Raw genomic sequence first — 18,279 nt, forward strand, 5'->3', positions numbered from 1 at the left:
TCAGGGCGCATCGAGGCGGACGAGGCGGCCGTCGTCCACGCCGATGCGCTCGCTCGCCGGGGACTCGGGCGACCGAGGGTGGTAGTAGCCGGTCATGCCGTAGATCTCACCGGTGAAGCCCCAGCGGCGCAGGCGGACGAGGAAGTCGTACCCCGAGTGGCCGGCCGACTGGTCCTTGGCGGTGCGGCTGCCGAGCAGCACCACCACGGACGCCAGCCCGGACCGGGAGTCGTGCAGGGCGCGCGAGGCCATCACGAGGTCCGCCATACCGGTGCCGTCGAGCGTCACGCGATGCGCGGCCCTGGACGACTCCTCCAGCCGGAACGTGGTGCGGGTCGCGGACAGGTCGATCCAGAACACCCGGACGGGACGCAGCCCGGACTCGCCGCCCCACGGCGTGTTCGACCTAATGGGGTCGAGGCCGTCCTCGTCGTAACGGGTGTAGCGGTCGTGGTTGCGGTCGATCGCTCGGATGAAATCGGCGACGGCGGCGCTTGCCGAGCGGCCGGTCGGGAAACCCATGCCGATGGTGGCGTCGCGGCTGTCGCGTACCACGACGTGGCGGATCCGGTCGAGGTCGACCGGCGGCACGGGCTGGGCCGGCAGCTGCGGCGCGGACTGGGGCGCGGGTTGAGGCGCGGGTTGAGCCGCCGGCTGGGGCGCTGGTGGCCGCTGAGCTGCCGGGGCCGGGGGAGGCAGCGCGGGTCCGTGGGCGGTGCCGGGCTGCCACGCGTACGGGGCCGGATTCCGCGACGGCGTGACGGGGTCGACGGCCGGGACCGTCGCGGTGCTCGGACCGCTCGCCGCGGCCAGGTCCGGTCGGCTGCCGTACGCCCGGAAGACGCCGTTGTCGTGCACCGACGCCCCCTTCCGGCCGGTGCTCAGGGCGGTGGTCGGCGCGAAGACCTGACCGCGGTGACCGGCGTCTTGCAGCGCCTGCCAGACGCGCGCGGCCGGCTCGGAGCCACGCCGCTCCGCGCCCGCCGACGAGAGCCACAACGGGATCGGCGTGTGCTTGCCGACGCCGGGCAGATCGAACAGGCCGCCGTCGACCAGCAACCCGACGAAGGCCTCGGGCTCGACGGTGACCGGCCCCACGTCCTTCTGGTACAGCTGGATCGCCGGACCCTCGGTCAGCATCAGCATGAACGGCGGCACCCCGTCCGGCCACGGCACGTCGTGGGTCGTGGCGCTGCCGACGCCGGCCGCGCCCGGGTACGACCGGTAGGTACGCGCCGCGACCGCGGCAGCCGTCATGGCGTCCGCCTGCCTGGCGGTCAGCGGGAAGCCGAACGCGGTGATCCGGCCGGATTCGTCGGAGATGATCTGGACGCGGACGTCCGACAGCTTGAGCCCCGGCGGCGCGGCCGGAAGCGGCGACTGCTGCTGGCCGGACTGGCCGGCGGCCGGGGCGACGGACGGCGGCACCCGGGTGCCGGGCTCGAAGAAGTCCGGCTCGTCGGCAACCGTGCCCAGGGACGGGTCCTCCGGCAGGATCTCGCCCGCCGCCGGGTACGACGAGTAGGTGCCCAGCCCGTCCACACCGGTCGTGCCGCTCGCACCGATCAGCACCGAACCGCTCGCGGCGTTGATCCGGCGGTGGTCGCCGAGGGCGTGCAGCCGGCGCGCGAAGGCCGCCATCGGACCGTCCGGCCACTTGTGCGTACCGACCAGGCAGATGATGGCGGTGAAGCCCCGGTACTTGTCCGGGGAGAACGCCTTGAGATAGCCGGCGGCGTGCATAAGGTCCACGACGGTGTCGCCCTTGACGGAGAACTTGTCGCCGCCGCGGCGCATCACGATGGCCAGGCTGTTCGGTGAGCCGTGCGCGAAGATCAGCGCGTCCGGCAGCTCCTTGGGGTCGCGCAGCGGCAGCGTCGAGGTGGTCTCGGAAGTGGTCCGGACGACGCTCTTGTACTGCTGCGGGCCGCCCTTGTCCGTGTTGTAGAGGTACTGGGTGTCGGTGGCGACGTCGTCCGGCTTGCTGGGGAACTCGACGCCCATCAGCACCCCGTCGCGGTCGTACGCGGGTCGCATGACGACGTGCTTGGGCAGCAGCGGTCCGGGCTCGAGCGTCGCCGACCAGGTGGGCACCGACAACCGGCCGGTCGGCAGCATCTCGGAGCCGGCGACCACGTACAGGGTCCGGAAGTAGCCGCGCCGGATCAGGCCCGCGCGCAGGCTCTCCGCGGCGCGCCGGGCACGGGTCGCCGAGAAGCCGCCGGGCAGCAGGACCAGGAGGGGCTTGTCCGGGTACCGGCCGGCCGCCTGCCGGAAGGCGGGCGACGCGGCGAGCACCCGGGCGAGTTCGTTGACCGGCAGCGTCACCGGATCGTCGGTGTCCTCGCTGCGCATGGCGAAGGTCCGGCCGTCGTCCGAGCCCACCGCCACGAGCACCGGCATCTCGCGTACGTTCGTCCACGGCGGCTCCGGGCTCAGCAGCAGCGTGTCGGTGTGCGAGCCGTAGTGCTGGATGCGGAACGAGTCGGTGTCCTCGACGAACTTGTCCACCCCGGTCGGAAGGATGTACTTGTACTGCGCCGGCGTCGGGAACATCACGCCGATGTCCTCCGCGGAGTAGCCCGTGCCCTTCAGCGGCAGTGAGCGCACGCCGGTGGACTGGACCGCCGCCACCCGTACGGCGGGCGCGGCCGGGCTCGCGGTCGCCCCCCGGACGGCGCGAATCGTGCGCTCGGACGTGTCGACGCCCAGGCCGACGGCGAAGTCGTAACCCGTCCGGCCGGTGTCGTTGCGCCCGCCGGCTTTCGGCGAGACGAGCCGGACGCCGGTGCCGGACTCCTGGTCGAGCACCTGGCGCACCACCGGGTGGGTGGCGGCGATCTCGCCGAAGGTGACACCGTCGACCACCAGCTTGCGGCCGTTGCGAGTCGGCACCCACAGCTCGGTGCCCGTGCCCGCGGCCACGACCACCAGGTCGTCGCCCGGGGACCGGCTGCCCCGTGCCGCGATGACCGGACCGGCCACGTCGGCCGGGTCGCCGGGCAGCGGCAGGGCGATGCCGCGGTCCCCGGTCAGCGTCTCCACCACCAGGTCGTCGAGCCGAGGCTTGCGGACGAGCTCGAAGCCACCGTCCTCGGTGCCCAGGATGCTCCACCCCTTGGGGTGGATCGACACGCCGGTGGGGATGAAGTAGACGGGGCGGTAGCCGCCGACCGCGACCTGGCCCTCGACGAATTCCCGGGCGGCGCGCTTGATCCAGTCGGCGTACTCGGCGGCGTTCTTGCGCGGCTCGGCGACCAGCAACGCCAGCGGCCGGTTGAAGGCCGAGTCGTCCACCTTGCGGAAGTCCGGGTTGTCGGCCAGGTGACGGGGCAGGTCCCGGGGCGCCACCGCGATCGTGCCGCCGCTGTCCGAGGCGATGAGGAAGTTGTCGCTGCCCGGCTCGCGCTCGAGGAAGAGCATCAGCGGACGGCCGCCCGGCCGGGGCCGGGGACCGCCCCACGGCGAGTACTCGGTGGTCTCGGTCCGCTTGCCGGTCGAGTCCTTGCGGGAGACCTCGATGATGTCGAGCGCCTCGTCGCCGAGCTGGTGGGCGAAACCGCGGATGTCGTCGAGGTACCGCTGATCCGCCGCGGCCACGAAACCGATGGCGCGCCCACGCGGGTCGACCACGGCCCGGACGCGCGGCTTGCCGGTCGGCGGATGGGCCGGCCGTCCCGGACCCGAGGGCGCGGGAGACGACGCCGGCGCGGTCTGCGGAGGCGGGGCGGACGACGCGGCGGACTGCGACGGTGCGGACGAAGCCGTGCCCTGCGGCGGCGCGGACGGCGCAGCGGCGTCCGTGGGCGTCGCGGGGGTGAACCCGAAATGGGTGAACTCCCCGTCGTCCTCCACGACGGCGCCGTGCGGCCCGTAGCTCAGCTGGGTCTCCGGGGCGAACACCTCGCCTTCGAATCCCTGGTCGCCCAGCCAGGTGACGAAGTCGAACGCGAGCCCGCCCTGCTTCTTCCGTGCGGAGGCGAACGAGGAGAGCAGGACCCCGCGTACGGGCCGGCCGGCCGCACCCATCACGTTGAGTTCGCTCACCAGGCGCGCCAGGGTGGCGCCGTCCACCCGGACCGGGCCGCGGCCCAGGGCGTACACGTACACCTCGCGGGTGCCGGCGCTCTCGGCGGCGACGCCGATCGACGGGGTCTGCTGACCGCTTCGCCAGAGGGCCTTGTCGTACCGGTGATTGCCGTCCGTGCTCTTGCCGGGGTAGTGCAAGACGTAGTGGGCGTTCAGCGCGGTGGTCGCCTTCGCGCTCAGATCGTCGGTCGCATAACCCGGGAAGGCGACGAGCACGCTCCCGTCCGCGTTGCGGACGACCCGATGGTGCACGTCGGCCACCCGCAGGTTGTCGGTCACGGGCGCCAGCGACGGCCGCAGCAGCGGGTGCTCCTCGATGCGGACCAGGGCGCCGTTGTCCGCCACGTGCATCGGGAACGTGGAGTCCCACCGTACGGTCATGGGGCGGGTGGCCGCGTACCCCTCGCCGCGGTGGCCCATGCGCCACAGGGCCGACATGAAGTCGAACGCGGCGCCGCCCACCGCCGGGATGCGGCCGCCGCTGCCGCCCACGAAGAGGACCGGCGTCCGGCTGCCGTGCCGCAGCCACGAGAGCGCGCCGGCCTGCGTGGCCAGCCGGACGAGGTGCTCGCCGGAAACGGTGATCACGCGGCTGCTGCCGGGGGGCCTGATCCTGAAGGTCTGGGTGCCCGCATCGGCCATGACGAAGTAGAACCGGGTGCCGGCCGGCCACGGCTTGAGAACGGCGCGGCCGCCGTCACGCGTGTGCTGGAAGTAGTACGGCGACGGGTCCGCGTCGAGCAGGTTCATCTCGGCCTGGCGCAGCGCGCGCTCTCCGTCCGCGGTGGGGAACGCGACGCCGGCCGGGCGCGTACCCCCGAACAGGGTGATCGCGTCGACGCTGGAGGGACCACGCTCCGGGGCCGGCGCACCGGCGGGGGCGGCGGACCCGCTCGCGGCCGGGGTACGCGAAGGCTGCGGCGGCCGTGGCGCGCGGGGCGGCTGGGCGGGCTGTGACGGCTGCGCGGGCCGCGGTGGCGCAGGGGCTGGAGCGGCAGCGGGAGCAGGCGCCGCCGCCTTGTCCGGCGTGGCGTAGCGGCCGTTGAGCGCGTCGGCCAGCCGGACGTGGGACGGCACCGCCGGCTGCTCGTCCTCGTCGTCGGAGAGCTCGTCGTCGCCGAGGTCGGAGAGCGTGTCGGAGACCACCGAGGCGACGTCGTCATCGGTGTCGGAGTCGTTCGGGTCCGCAGCGGCCGGCGCCGGGCCGGCCGGGGCCGGTGGCGGGCCGGCCGGGGCCGGTGGCGGGACCCAGCCCGGGGGTGCGGCCACGAACGTCGTGAAGTCGCCGTGGTACTCGAGGCCTAGGGTTTCGGCGGCCATGACCGGCGAGGTCTGTGCGGCGTGCAGATCACCGGCGTAGCCGAAGACCCGGCGGGCCGCGTCGAACATGTCGCGCCCGAGGTTGCCGGGGGTGTCGTGATAGCCCGCGTACGGCGAGATCACCACCAACGAGGCGTCCGTGCCCGCCCCACGCAGATCGTGGAACCCGGTGTCGTGGATGTGCTGGACGGCTTCCTCGGCGGTCAGCGTCCGCAGGCCGTCACCCCGGCCGGCCGGCACGGTGGCCGTACGCCCGTCGGAGGTGTCGAAGTGGACGACGAACGGGTGCCGCCCCCGCGCCGCCGACCAGTTCGCGATCGCCCCGGCCGGTCTCGTGCCGGCCGGACCCGGGTAGGTGAGGAAGACGCCGTGATCCCGCCAGGACCGGGACGCGGCCCACTGCGTGATCGCCTGCCGGTTCGCCTCGTCGACCGCGTAGCTGACGCCGAAGACGACCCCGTCGGCGTCGCGCAGCGGCACCGGTGGCCGGATCGCGTCCGAGGGCCCGGCGTCCTCGGTGTCCGCCGGTTCGTCCGGCACGGCGCCGCCGACGGTGTCGTTCTCGTCGTCCGAGTCGTCCGAGTCGTCCGAGTCATCGGGGGTCGCAGGGCCGACCGTGCTGTCCGAGTCGTAACCCGCCGCGTCGGTAGGCGGCGGAGCCGGGGGCGCCTGCGGTGCGGGCGGTGGCACCGGCGGCGCAGCGGGCGGCGCCTCGGGCTCCGGTGCGACCGTCTGCGGCACCCCGACGCGGACCGGGTTGCCCGCCACCCCGTCGAGGGTGCCGTCCGGCGACCACGCCACCCGGCCGGTCGTGACCCGTACCGAGCGCCTTTCCGGGTCGATCGGCAGGCCCACGGCGAAGTCGTGACCCACCCGGCCGGTCTCGTCCGGCACCCCGGCCCGCGGCGACGCGAGCAGGAAGCCGGTCGTGCCGTCGGCGAGCACCTGCGCCAGGCGCGGGTGGGCGGAGAGGACCCGGGCCAGGTCCGCGCCGGTCCACTCCAGCTTGCGGCCCCGGCGGGCCTGGACCCACACGCGTACGCCGTCACCCGCGACCGCGATGCTGAAGTCGGCCGTGCCCCGGGACGGACCCGTGGTCTCGCTGCCTTCCGTCACGTCGGCGGGATCACCCGGCAGCGGCAGCGCCAGACCACGGTCGCCGGGCAGCTCGCGTACGGTGATGTCGCTCAGCCGCGGCTCGCGGACCAGCTGATAGGCGCCGTGCTGAATGGTGATGCGGCCACCGGTCGAGCGGGCGGTCGTGCGGATCTGGGCGCGCTTGCCCGCCGGGTAGTAGACCGGGCGGTAGCCACCCGCGGCGATCTGCCCGGCCAGGACCTCGTCGGCCTCCCGCTGGGTGAGCCCGGCGGAGTTCCCGAGCACCACCAGCACCAGGGGCCGGTTGAACGAGGACTCGTCCAGGTCCCGGAACCCGGGCTGGTCGTGCAGGTATTGCGCCAAGCCGCGGTGGGTCACCACCGTGGTGCCGCCGTCCGGCCCGGGAACCCGGAAGCCGGTGCCGTCCGCGGCCCGTTCGAGGAAGACGAAGATGGGGGCGTTGGCGGGCCGGCCGGCTTCCGCGGCCCACGGCCCCGGCCCCGAGTGCAGGTCGACCATGCCGCCGCCGAGGTCGTTCTCCGAGTACACGCGGTCGGTGTCGCCGGAGTGCAGGGCGTCCGCGTACGCCGTCAGCTCCGCGCCGAGCCGCCGGTCCGCCACCAGCGAGAAGCCGAACGACCGGCCGTCGCGGTCGTGCACGATGCGGGGGCGTTCGACGGGTTCACCCGGCCGTGGCGGGTCCTGCGCGGGCGGCGCCTGCGGCGAAGGGCCCTGTGCCGGCGGCGCCTGCGGCGGCGGGGCCTGGTCCGGCTCCGTCGGCGCGATGCTCTCGATCTCGATGTCGTGCGCCATCGGCTGGAACTCCACGAACCGGCCGTCGTACGGCAGGTACACGCGGTCGCGGATGGTCCGCAGATCCGTCTCGGCGTCCGGCGCGAAGACGGGGGCCTGCACCTGGTAGCGGTAGTACGCCGTGTCGGCGAAGTCGTGGGCGAGGCCGCCGGGTGCACGCAGCCGGCCGGAGTTCGACCCGAAGAAGACCGTCGTCGTCATCTTGGCGTCGGGACCGGCGAACATGCCGGCCTCGTCCGCGATGCGCGCGAGCGTGGCTCCGTCCACCCGGATCGGGCCGCGCGTGCGGTGCAGGATCACCGCGTACTTCTCGCCGTGCGTCCGCGCGTTGATGGTCATCGGCAGGTGGGGGAAGCGACGCCACGGCGCCTCGACGTCGGCGACACCGATGCGGCTCTGCCATGACGGCACGGCGTAGTAGCCGTCGACGGCGGCGTTGTTCGCGTACGCCATCTCGGTGTCGTCCCAGGTCTCCACCGGGAAGTTCAGGCCCGTGACGGCGCCCTGCCGGTTGACGATCCGGTGGTAGTAGACGTCCTGGAGGGTGACCGTGGTGTCGATCGGCGGCGCCGAACCCCGCGGCCGGGCGGACCAGACGTCCTCCGCGGGACGCGACACCGTGGCGTCCTCGGTGGAAGTGCGGTCGCCCCGGACCGGTGGGACGTCCGCCGGCGGGGAAGCCGGGGCGCCGAAACCGACGATCCGGCCGCCGGCGGCCACGCCGATCCGGGCCCGGCCCTGCGAAGCCGGGTTGGTCAGCAGCCGGTCGGTGGCCGCGTACGTCTCCCGGTGCCCGTCGCGGATCTGCCGCAGCTTCTGGTGGAAGTCGTACGCCGCGCCGCCGCGACCCGCGATCCGGCCGGTGTCGCAGGAGAGCAGCACCACGGGCGCCGCGGAGCCGGGCCGCTCCGGGCGCAGGGCCGATGCCTGGGCCGCCAAGCGCGCGAAGTCGGCGCCGCTGAGGCGTACGGTGCCGCCGGACCTCAGCTCGACCGTGATGCCCTGGGCGTCGCCGTGGGCGTCCACATAGACCGGACGGCCGCGCCAGGGTGCCGGCTCGTCCGTGTACGCCCCGTCGGTGTCGTTCTCGAAGCGCCGGTAGGTCCGGGGCTCGTCGTCGAGCGCGGCGGCGAAGCGGGACATCGTGGTCTCGTCGCCGGCCCGGCTGGGGAAGCCGACGCCGATCGTCTCGCCGCGGGCGTCGCGCAGCGGGACGGTCCGGACGTCGTCGAGGGTCAGCTCGGCGCCGGTCCGGCGTACCTCGTCGGCGGTGCGGGCCGCCTCCACCTGTGCCTGGTGCTCGTGATGCGCCGCCCACCAGGCGGTTTCCGCGTCGTCGACGGCCCGCTGGGCGCTCTCGACGTCGAGGAAGTGTGCGGCTTCCCGGGTCCGCAGGGCGTCGAGGCGTTCGACGGCCGCGGTCCACTCCTCGCCGCGCCGGCTCACGTCGAGCGCCGCCTCCCGCAGCGCCGGGGGCAGGTCCATGCCGGTGCGGGCGCGCGCCTCCGCGTCCGGCATCCGGACGGTGACGGCGTCGTGGATGCGTACCTGCCGGCCGGCCAGGGGCGTGGCCGCCGTGGTCCGGTCCAGGGCGATGACCCGGAACTCCAGCTCGTACGCGACGCTGCGGGTGACCGGGTCGTCGTCGGGCGCGGTCTCCGGGCGGGCGGTGGTGTCCTGGCCGGGCAGGGTGTTCTCGACCTTGAGGGTGCGTTCCGGATCCGACTTGTAGAGCGGCTGCTCGGTGTAGGTCGCCGCGTTGACCGCGCCGAACTGGTTGCGCTCGCCCGGGTCCTTCGCGCCGGACGGGTGGTTGACCCCGCCGCCGGCGACCGGTCCGTGCATCTTCACCGCGTACGTGTTGCCGCTGCTGCGCTCGATCTTGCGGCCGCGCTTCTCGCCCCGGTCGCCGTCGATCTCGATCCGGGCGTCGGCGTGCGCGAACCGGGGGACCGGCCGCAGCCGGACGTCGACCACGAGGTCCCGCCCCGCCTTGCGGAGCGGCAGGACGAAGCGGCCGCCGGTCATCCCGCCCTCCAGCGCGGCCCTGACGGTGGTCGTCGTGATGCCGTCGCGCAGCGCGGTCTCGGTGGCCTCGTCCACGTCGGCGCGGGAGTCGGTGAGCGTCTGCCGGGCGACCGCGTGCAGGTCCTCCATGCGCAACAGGACGTGCTCGACAGCGGCCCTGCCCCGCTCGGGCAGCGTCTCGTGCTCGCCCTCGGCGGTGCGCCACCGCCGCCTGGCCTCCTCGCCGAGCTGATCCACGGGTACGGGCGTGGACAGCTCCGCGTGGCCCAGGGGACGGCCGGGCACGGGCCGCGGGCGGGTGTCACCGGGATGGGTGTGCAGGTCGACGGAGCGCTCCGCGGTCACGGTGGCGCCGGGGCCGGGCAGTTGGTCGCCGGTGACCGTGACGGTGAGCCGCAGGTCGGCGCCGTACCGGGCGACCGGGCCCTTGGTGGTCAGCGTCTGCTCGAACGCCGGGGTGGTGTGCCGGGTGTCCGTCGTGGACCGGGCGCCGAGGTCCGCGGCGCCGGCGTACCCGCCGCCGAAGAAACCGGTCGCGTTGCCGTGCCCGGTGGTCCGCGGCTCGCCCGGCGGATCGTCGGCGGTGACGACGCCCTGGCCGCGGCCGGTCAGCGAGACGGAGGCGAGTGTACGCCCCCGGATGCCGCTGTCCGCATCCCGGATCTCGGTGCTGTCGGTGACCGACAGCTCGGACACGTGCTCGATGCCGGCGAAGCGCGGCTGCCCGAGGAGATCGGCGGTCAGCGTGACGTGGTACGTGTGCCCACCGACCCGTCCCTCCAGGCGCAGCGGCTGCCGGCGCCCGCCGTTGAGCGCGCTGCCGAGGTGGTGGTCGGCTTTGCCGAGGAACGTGCGGAGCAGGCGCACGTTGTCGTGCGGCGTGTCCAGCGGCGACTCGGGCAGGAGGGCGTACGCCACCTCCCGGCCCCGCCGGTCGCCGTGTGCGGCCGCGACCCGGCGGCTGATCTCCTCGCGCAGGTCGCCGACGAGGTCGCCGAGGTCGACCGGGCTCAGGACCCCGCCCAGGCCGAGCGACGGCGGCCGGCCGTCCGGTACCGGCGCCGGGATGACCGAGGTGGGCTCCGGCGCCGGGCCGGGTTCGGGGCGTGCGTGCTGCCGGGCGCGCTCCTCCTGCGCCGCGCGGACCAGTTCGGTCTCGCGCTGCTGCCGGCGCACGCGCGCGGCGTCCTGCTCCTCCTGCACCAGCCGCAGCCGCTCCGCCTCGTCGCGCTGCCGCTCCTGCTCGGCCTGCCGATCGGCGTGCTGGCGCTCCGGGCGGGTGGCGACGGCCTCGGCCACCGCCTGCTCCCGCCGCGCCGCGCTCGCCCGGTAGTCCCGCAGTTCGCGGGCCTGGTCCAGGCGCAGGTTCATGATCCGCGCGATGCCGCTCCAGTCGTCCGCGGCGAGGCCGGCGGCGCGTACCTCCGCCCGTACCGCCTGGAGCGCCTCGGCGTGCGCACGGCGGAGGTCTCGTTCGCCGACCCGGTTGTCCCGGCGTACGCGGTCGGCGAAGTCCCGGGCGTCGCGCAGCTCGGCGCGCTGGCGGCGGGTCAGCCCTTCCGACCGGCGGGTGTGGTCCGCCCGAAGGGCTTCCTGGTCCGCGGCGAAGCGTGCCTCTTGCCGCGTGATCTCGGCTTCGTGCCGCTGTCGCAGCCGCTCGGTGTCGCGGTCCCGGCGGATCTCCTCGTCGTGGCGGTTCAGCTCGGCCAGCTGGGTGGGGGTCAGCCACATCAGCACCCCGTCGGGGATGGTCAGGCGCTGCCCGGCCCGGCCCGTCGGCGCCTGCGGGAACACCCCGAGCGGGTCGAGGTGGGTGCGGGACTTCGCCTCCACGGCGAGCTGCGCCTCGAGGTCGGCGACGACCAGGATCCGCCGCTCGGGCCGGCCGGTGAGCCGTACCTTCGCCATCCCGGACAGCGCCTGCTCCTTGATGCTGCCCCAGGTGCGCTGCCACGGCGTCAGCGAGGCCACGAGGAGCCCGCTCGGGCTGGCGGTCGCGCCGCCCGGGTCGATACCCCGGCCGGTGCCGGCCACGACGCCGGTGAGGCTGAAGGCGAGACCCAAGGTGCGGCCGCGCTTGGCGCTGACCGAGGTGCCGCCCGACAGGATGTTCTTGACCCGCTCGAACTCCGCGTGGTCGCGCACCGGGCGCGCCCTCGTGGGCCGAAGCGAGATCCGCGCGTCGGCGATGGCGAGCGCCGCCCGGCGGTCGTGTCCCAGGTTGCTGAGGGTGACCGGCCGGCTGAAGACCTCCGGGTCGGCCGTGAGCATCTCCGGCGAGACGGTGTTCGCGATGACGGTCGAGTTCCGCCCGTCGGGGAACGCGTAGATGTCGTCGCCGGACGCCTCGACCAGTGACTCCTTGAGTGCGTCCTGGATGTGCGCCACGCCGCGGACGGCCTCCACCCGGACGCCGTCGAGCACGAGCGGCAAGCCGCCCTTCAGCTCGTTGACCGGTCCCGGGTCGGTGAGCCGTTCCCGGTCCACCGGGCCCGCGCTGCGCAGCGGGGCCGGCGGCTGCCGCTGCACCCGCTCCTCGGGGATCAGCATGCGGACGGTGAGCGGGAAGGCCTTCGGCCGGTAGTCGGCTCGGCCGATCAGCCGGGGCAGGTGCCGGCCGGGCCGGCCCGGCGTGAGGCGGCGGGCGTTCTCGCTGGTCCGTACGCTGGAAGTGAGCGTCACGGAGGTGTGCAGGGTGGCGGCGAACTCGCGCATCGGCCGACCGGCGAACTCACCGTCGTCCGCCAGCGCCGGACCGTGCCGGGAGTCGGCGACGTGGCCCTGGACCAGCCCGATGTCCTGGCCCTTGCTGCGCACGTAGGTGGCCCGGGGGCCGCCGAGCAGGGTGGCGAAGGCGCGGCCCAGGGGGCCCAGGATCCGCGGTTCGACGGACACCTCGGCGGTGCGCGTACCCTCGCGCCCGGTCGTCGTCGTGGTCTTGTTCTTGCGCTTGTGGTCGGTGGTCAGCGAGCCCCGGTCGCTCAGCTCGCCGTCGGAGAGTTCGGCGAGCGTCCCCTTGATCGTCACCAGTTCCGTGTTCGTTTCCAGCGCGCCGTTGCGGACCAGGGGGAACTCCAGCCCGGGACCCACGATGCGGTCCAGGAGGTACCGCAGGTGGCGTCCGGACAAGTGGGCGCGGGCGGAGGAGTCCCGGGCGAGGATGGCCTGCACCGCCTCCGTGAGGCCCTTGGCCAGGCTCCGGTCGCCGAAGGTACGCAGGAACGCGTCGGTGTCCAGGGTGTAGCTGAACGAGTGGGGCACGGACTGCAGGGCGTTCACGAGCGCCTCGTAGATCCGGTCCGCGCCGCCGACGTCCTCGATGTACGCGCCGCCGAAGCTTTCGCCGCTCTCGATGTGCGCGGGGGCGTAGTGCGTACGTTCCCTGCCCCGCCGGCCGTGCCAGGTCGCGTTGTCCCGATCCGGGTCGAGCGCGGTGTCCTTGACCCGGTCCCGGGTCGTCCACTGCAGGGTGCGCACGGTGCCGGCCAGCGTCCGCGGCTTCTGCCCGAGCGGCCGGACCTGCAACTCGTACACGGTCTCGTAACGCACCGCCGGGCCCTTGGCAGTCAGCGTCTGACGGGTGCTCGTCTCCTCCTTGATCTGCTGCGCGGCGTTGCCGGAGCGGCCGCCGGACACCTTCGGCGCGACGATCAGGCTCAGCGGCGGGATGTCGATGCCCGCGCCGGCCAGGCCCCACAAAGTGACGGGCCGGTCGGCGGTGGTGCGGTCGACGTTCTCGCCGGCGAAACCGGAGGTGTCGACGTGCGTGGCGCCGTCGACCGTCTCCACGACCTGCACCTGCCGGGCGACCAGGCGCACCTGCAGCTGCCGGTCCCGGCCGGGGAACAGCCGCCGCCAGCCGCGGGCCGGCGAGCGCAGCAGCGGCGGGGAGGTGAGCCAGCCCCGGTTCTCGTCGGTCGGGTCGTGGACGACCATCTTGCCGAGGTTCGCCGAGAAGGTGCCCGAGGAGAGGAACTCCTGGAGGACCTCGCGGCCGGGCGCGCCGATCCGCGTGATGTCGGCCAGCCCTTGCTCGGCGAGGATCGCCTCGACCTGCGCGAAGTACGACGAGCCGGCCGGCTCGGTCACGACGCTCTCCACCGCGAACCGCTTCGGCGGCGCGGTGTCGAGCGGCGGGGTGTCCGCCGTCAGCTCGGGCAGCGGCTGCGGCTTCTTCAGACCCATCGGTACGCGCAGCGCCACCGTCCCGTCGGCGACGGCGGTGTCGACGCCGTCCGCGCTCACCGGCGTGCCGTCGGCGGTCCGCAGCCTCGCCCGGAAAGTGATCGGCACCCGGATGTCGACGCGTTCGGTCAGCTCCACCGTGGTTGTGGTGGTGAACCGGGTCTCCTGGGCGGCGGAGCGGGTGGTGGCCGGCTGGGTGGGCAGATGCGCGCCGATGCCGGCGACCACGCCGGGAACGGCGGTGACGGTCGCCTTCGGTTCGATGTGGTCGGCGCGGGCGTGGCGTAGGGAGTGCCGGGTCGTGCCCTCGGTGGTCGTCCGCCCGGACACCGGGTCGGTGCCCTCCGGCGGGATCACCGTGAGGGCGTCCACATCGAACACGCCGTTGACGTCGAGCTCGGCCGGTTTGCCGTTGAACGTCACCGGCCATGGGCGGTTCTCACCGAGGAACTGGTCGACTTCCTGCCGGGTGGCCTCGGTCAGCCCTCGCAGGCTCTCCGGGTCGATGCCGGGGAACGTCCGCAGCACCATCTCGACCAGGTTCGCCCCCACGGTCGGGTGCAGCTGCTCGGCGATGCCGAGGGTCCGGCTCTCCCTCAGGTACGCCGGCAGCGACGCGCGGACCCATTCCGGTGACGGCAGCGCGATGTCGCCGTCGGTGGTGAGCGCCGTGCCGATCGGCTCGAACTCCTCGACGAACCGGGACGTCCGCGGCGCCGGCTCGATGGGTGCCGGCGTGGCCGACATGGCGTCGTCGCCGGCCTCGACGAGAAGGTCGGACGGGGGATCGAGGTCGTCGTCGGAGGCCTGCGGCGACTCGTCGACGCCGAGGTCGGCGGCGAGGTCCAGGGTCTCGGTGGAGGCCACCTCGACGGCGGTCAGCCGGTCGTGCGCCACGTCGAGGTGGCTCACGGCCTCGGCGTGTGCCTGGACGGCCTGCTGCTCCCGGCGCTGCGCGGAGTCCAGCCTCGCCTCGGCCTCGTCCAGGGCCCGCTCGAGCTGGGCCGCCCGGGCGCCGACGTCGCCGATCTCGCGCAGGAACGCCGACTCGACATCCGGCGAGACGCGCCGGTCCACCATCATGTCCTCGTTCGCGAGGCGGCCCTCGAGGTACGCCCTCGCCAGCCGGAGGTGGTCCGGATCGGTGGCGGGCGGCGCGTTGCGCAGCGCCTGCGCCTCGGCCAGGGCCGCCTCCGCCCGGGCCGCCGTGGCCGCGCTCCGGGTGGTGAGGTCGGCGAAGTCGGCACGGTAGTCGCGCAGCCGTTCCAGCAGCGCGTACGCGTCGCCGGCGAGCGCCTCAGCGCGCTCGGCGCGGCGCTGGACGTCGGAGACGGCCGGAAGCAGGGCGTTCGCCTCGGCCAGCGACTCCCGGACCGGCCGGTCGGTGGCGCGGACCTGGGCCCGCAGGGCGACCGCGCGCCGGCGCAGATCACGGGCGGCGCTCGTGTCCGGATGGCGGGCGTCGGCGAGATCCGCGGCGCGCTCGGCGGAGCGGGCCTGGGTCCAGATGTCGGCCACCCGCGCGCCGAGTCCACTGTGGCTGTCCTGGAGGTCGTCCGTGAGGGCGCGCAGACCGGTGGCCAGGGCCTGGGCGTCCCGGGCGACCCGCTCCGCCCGGGCCGTCATGGCCAGCACCGGGTCGATGGCCCGGATCTGCGGTTCGAGCGCGCGGGACATCGTGTCGGCCGTCTCGCGCGCGTTCTGCGCGATGGCGCCGATCGACCGGGCATAGGAGGCGTGGTTGACGTCACCCAGGTCGGCGTCGGCGCTGAGCAGGTACGGCATGTCCGTGACCGTGACGGCCCCGGCCGGCTGCCCCGGCGCGGTCGCGGGTGCCAGGAACCGCCGGAAGCGGGTGTCCTGCGTGATCTCGCCGAGGACGGGGCGGCCGCGATCGTCCGCGCGATCGGTCGTCACCAGGGAGTGGCCGTCCGTGGTGACCCAGGCGGTGCCCCGCGGGGCGTAGATCGGGATGCCGGGCAGCTCCCGTGCCAGCTCGGCGGCGAAACCGTGGTCCGGGTCCACTCCGGAGTCGCAGACCATCAGGACGATCGGCCGGTTGTTCCAGCGGCGGTCCCGGCGGATCAGGCCGGCGAGTTCCCGGGCGGTCATCCGGCCCCGCCCCGGCCCGAACGTGGTGTCGTGGCCGAAGACGGCGTACCGGTCGTTGTTCGCAGGATGCTGCTCGCCCTGGAGGATCAGGTCCGCGTCGTCGGGATCGGCCACCATCAGGCCGGCGGCGATCGGGGCGGCAGGCAGCGGTTGCCGGCCCATGGCGGAGTCCCGCTCCGCAGTCGCCGTCCCGGTGGAGGCCGCGTCCTGCGGAACCGGCGCGACCGCCGGTACGGCCGGTGCGCCCGGGTGCGGGTTGGCGAACTGGACGATCCGGCCGCCGTTCGCCACCCGGATCGGGTTCCCGGCGTGCAGCGTCTCGGTGGCGCCGTACGCCTCGCCGAGGTGCCCCCGCTTCGTCGCCGCGCTGCGCAGGAAGTCGAACACCGCGCCGCCGCGCTCCTGCAGCTGAGCCGCCGAGCACGACAGGAACATCAGCGGGGACTGCTTGCCGGACCGGCTCTGCTCCACCGCGCGGGTCTGGTGCACCAGGTGCTCGAGCTGTTCACCGTCGACGTGGACCACGCGGGGTGGCGTACCGTCGCGGCCCTTGAGCCGGATGGCGAACGTGCCCGGTGTGGCGTGCGCCTGGACGAAGAACATGCTGCGGTCGCCGAGCCCGGCCCGGCCGCCCCACGGCACCGGGACGGTCTTCGGGCCGTCCTGCGTGCCGGCCGCCGGCTCCTGCACGTAGTGCTCGGACGGCGCGTCGTCGAGTGCGGTCATCGTGTCGAAGAGGCGGCGGTCGCCCTTACGCGTCGGGAAGCCCACGCCGATGACCGGGCCGGGCCGCCCGGAGTGATCCCCCGGCTTGCGCATCACCACGACGTCGACCTCGTCGAGGTCGTAGAAGCGCCTGGATCCCGGCTCTGGTTCCGCGGCCGGGGCGGCCATCGCCGTGCCACCGGCCGGGGAGGACGACGAGCCGGCCGGCGGCCGCGTGATCGGAATCCGCCGCGGCCTCCGGGCCGCCCTCACCGCCTGCAGGTGGGCGGCGGAGTCGATCCCCAGCGCCTCCGCGGTGCGCAGCACCCGGTCGGCCGCCTCGCGGGAAGCACGGTTCCACCCCTCCGTGCGGCGCATCGCCTCGGTCGTCGTCGCGTACGCCTCGTGCACCGCTGCGATGCGCGCGGTGATGTCCCGGATGCGGCCGTCCAGGCGGTGCACTTCGGCGACGGCGTCGGCGGCCAGCGTGGAGAGCGGGATCCGGCCGTGACGCCCGGCGGCGTCCGCCATGTCGGCCACCTGTTCCTGCGCCTCGGTGTCGAGGCGGCGGGCCTGGTCGACCAGGGTGTTCACCTGGTGCAACGCCGCGACGGCCTCCTGCGGCGTGACGCCGGCTCGCGCCCGGTCCACGGCCGGGGCGGCCTCGCGCCTCAGGTCGGCGGCGCGGGCGGCGTGCGCTTCCAGTTCGCCGCGGAGTTCGCTCAGCCGGCGCAGCTGCCGTGCGGCGGTGTCCGCCATGTCGCTCGCGTTCACCGTCTCGTCGTAGAGCCGGTGAGACACCGAGATGGCGTCATGCATGGCGGACGTGGTCAGGTGGCGGCTCTGCACCGCGGTGTGGGACACCTCGGCGAACCGGTCGGCCAGCTCCTCGAGCTGTCGTACGGCCGCGGGATCGGGCACGGTGGCACGGGCGGCGGCCACGACCCGCCGGACCACCTCGTACTGGGTGTGCTGGGCGGAGGAGATCCGCTGGATGAACGGGCTGACGGCGTTCTGCGCTTCCAACCGTTGCTGGGTGAGACCGCTGCGGACCTGCCGGGCGTAGGCGACGATCTCGTCCGCCTGCGCGGCCGCGGAGGTCCAGCCCGGCACGGATTCGCTGCTGATGCCCTCGGTCAGGCGGTTGATCCGGTCGGCCGCCGCGTCCAGGGCCGCCATCCGCGACTCGGCCTGAGTCGCCACGCGTGGCACGTCGACCGGTCCCAGCTCCCGGTCGTAGCCGACGACGACCTGGGAGAGATCGTCGATGGTGCGGATCATTCCGTCGAGGTCCTGATGCGCCTTGTACGCCCGTACCTCGAGCTGAGCCAGCGGCCGGTCGGCGAGGACGCCGTCGTTGGAGTCGGGGCCGTCGAAGTGGGTCGACAGGAACAGTTCCTGGTCCACGTACGGGATGTCGTACTTGCCGTACTCGTACAGGGCGTTGTCGAGGTACTGCCCGACGTCCACCGTCCCGTCGCTGCCGGCCGTCGCGAACAGCAGGTCGGGGTCGCCGTCGTCGTCGATCCGGTCGTTGTCCCGCAGGACCTGCATGATGGCGGGCTGGTCGGCGACCGCCGCGAGGAACTGCTGCTGCACCGCGGTACGGATGTCGTCGGCGTGCTCCTCCAGGAACTCCTTGGCCTTCGGCGACAGGGTGGAGTGCAGACCGTTGAGGGACGCGCGGGAGGCGACGCCCAGGTAGCTCTTCATCAACCGGGCGGGCTGGTCGAGGAGCTTGTGGATGTCGGTGAAGAGCAGCGCGGCGACGTGCGGGTACACGATGGACATGAGTCCCGCGATCTCGTCCGCGTCCCGGTCGTCAGCCTGCGGGCCCGCCCAGGCCCGGTACCGGTCGCGGACCCCGTCGGCGAGCTGCAGGCCGTCCTCCATGATCGCGCGGCGGCTGCGCAGGGCCCCGGTCATGGG

General features: G+C 74.2%; 1 protein-coding gene (only partly in view). It reads right to left on the reverse strand.

The genetic code is table 11. The annotated features are described in order from the left end of the window. On the reverse strand, positions 1-18,279 hold the 3' portion of the coding sequence (locus AB0K03_RS10495; protein ID WP_364682851.1) for a toxin glutamine deamidase domain-containing protein. 9,522 nt of this gene lie beyond the right edge of the window; 18,279 of the gene's 27,801 nt are visible here — the last part of the coding sequence; the start codon falls outside the window, past its right edge — the gene reads right to left on this strand; it ends in the stop codon at positions 1-3.

Origin of the sequence: Actinoplanes sp. NPDC049316 (genome assembly GCF_040677315.1) — a bacterium.
Taxonomy (GTDB): Bacteria; Actinomycetota; Actinomycetes; order Mycobacteriales; family Micromonosporaceae; genus Actinoplanes.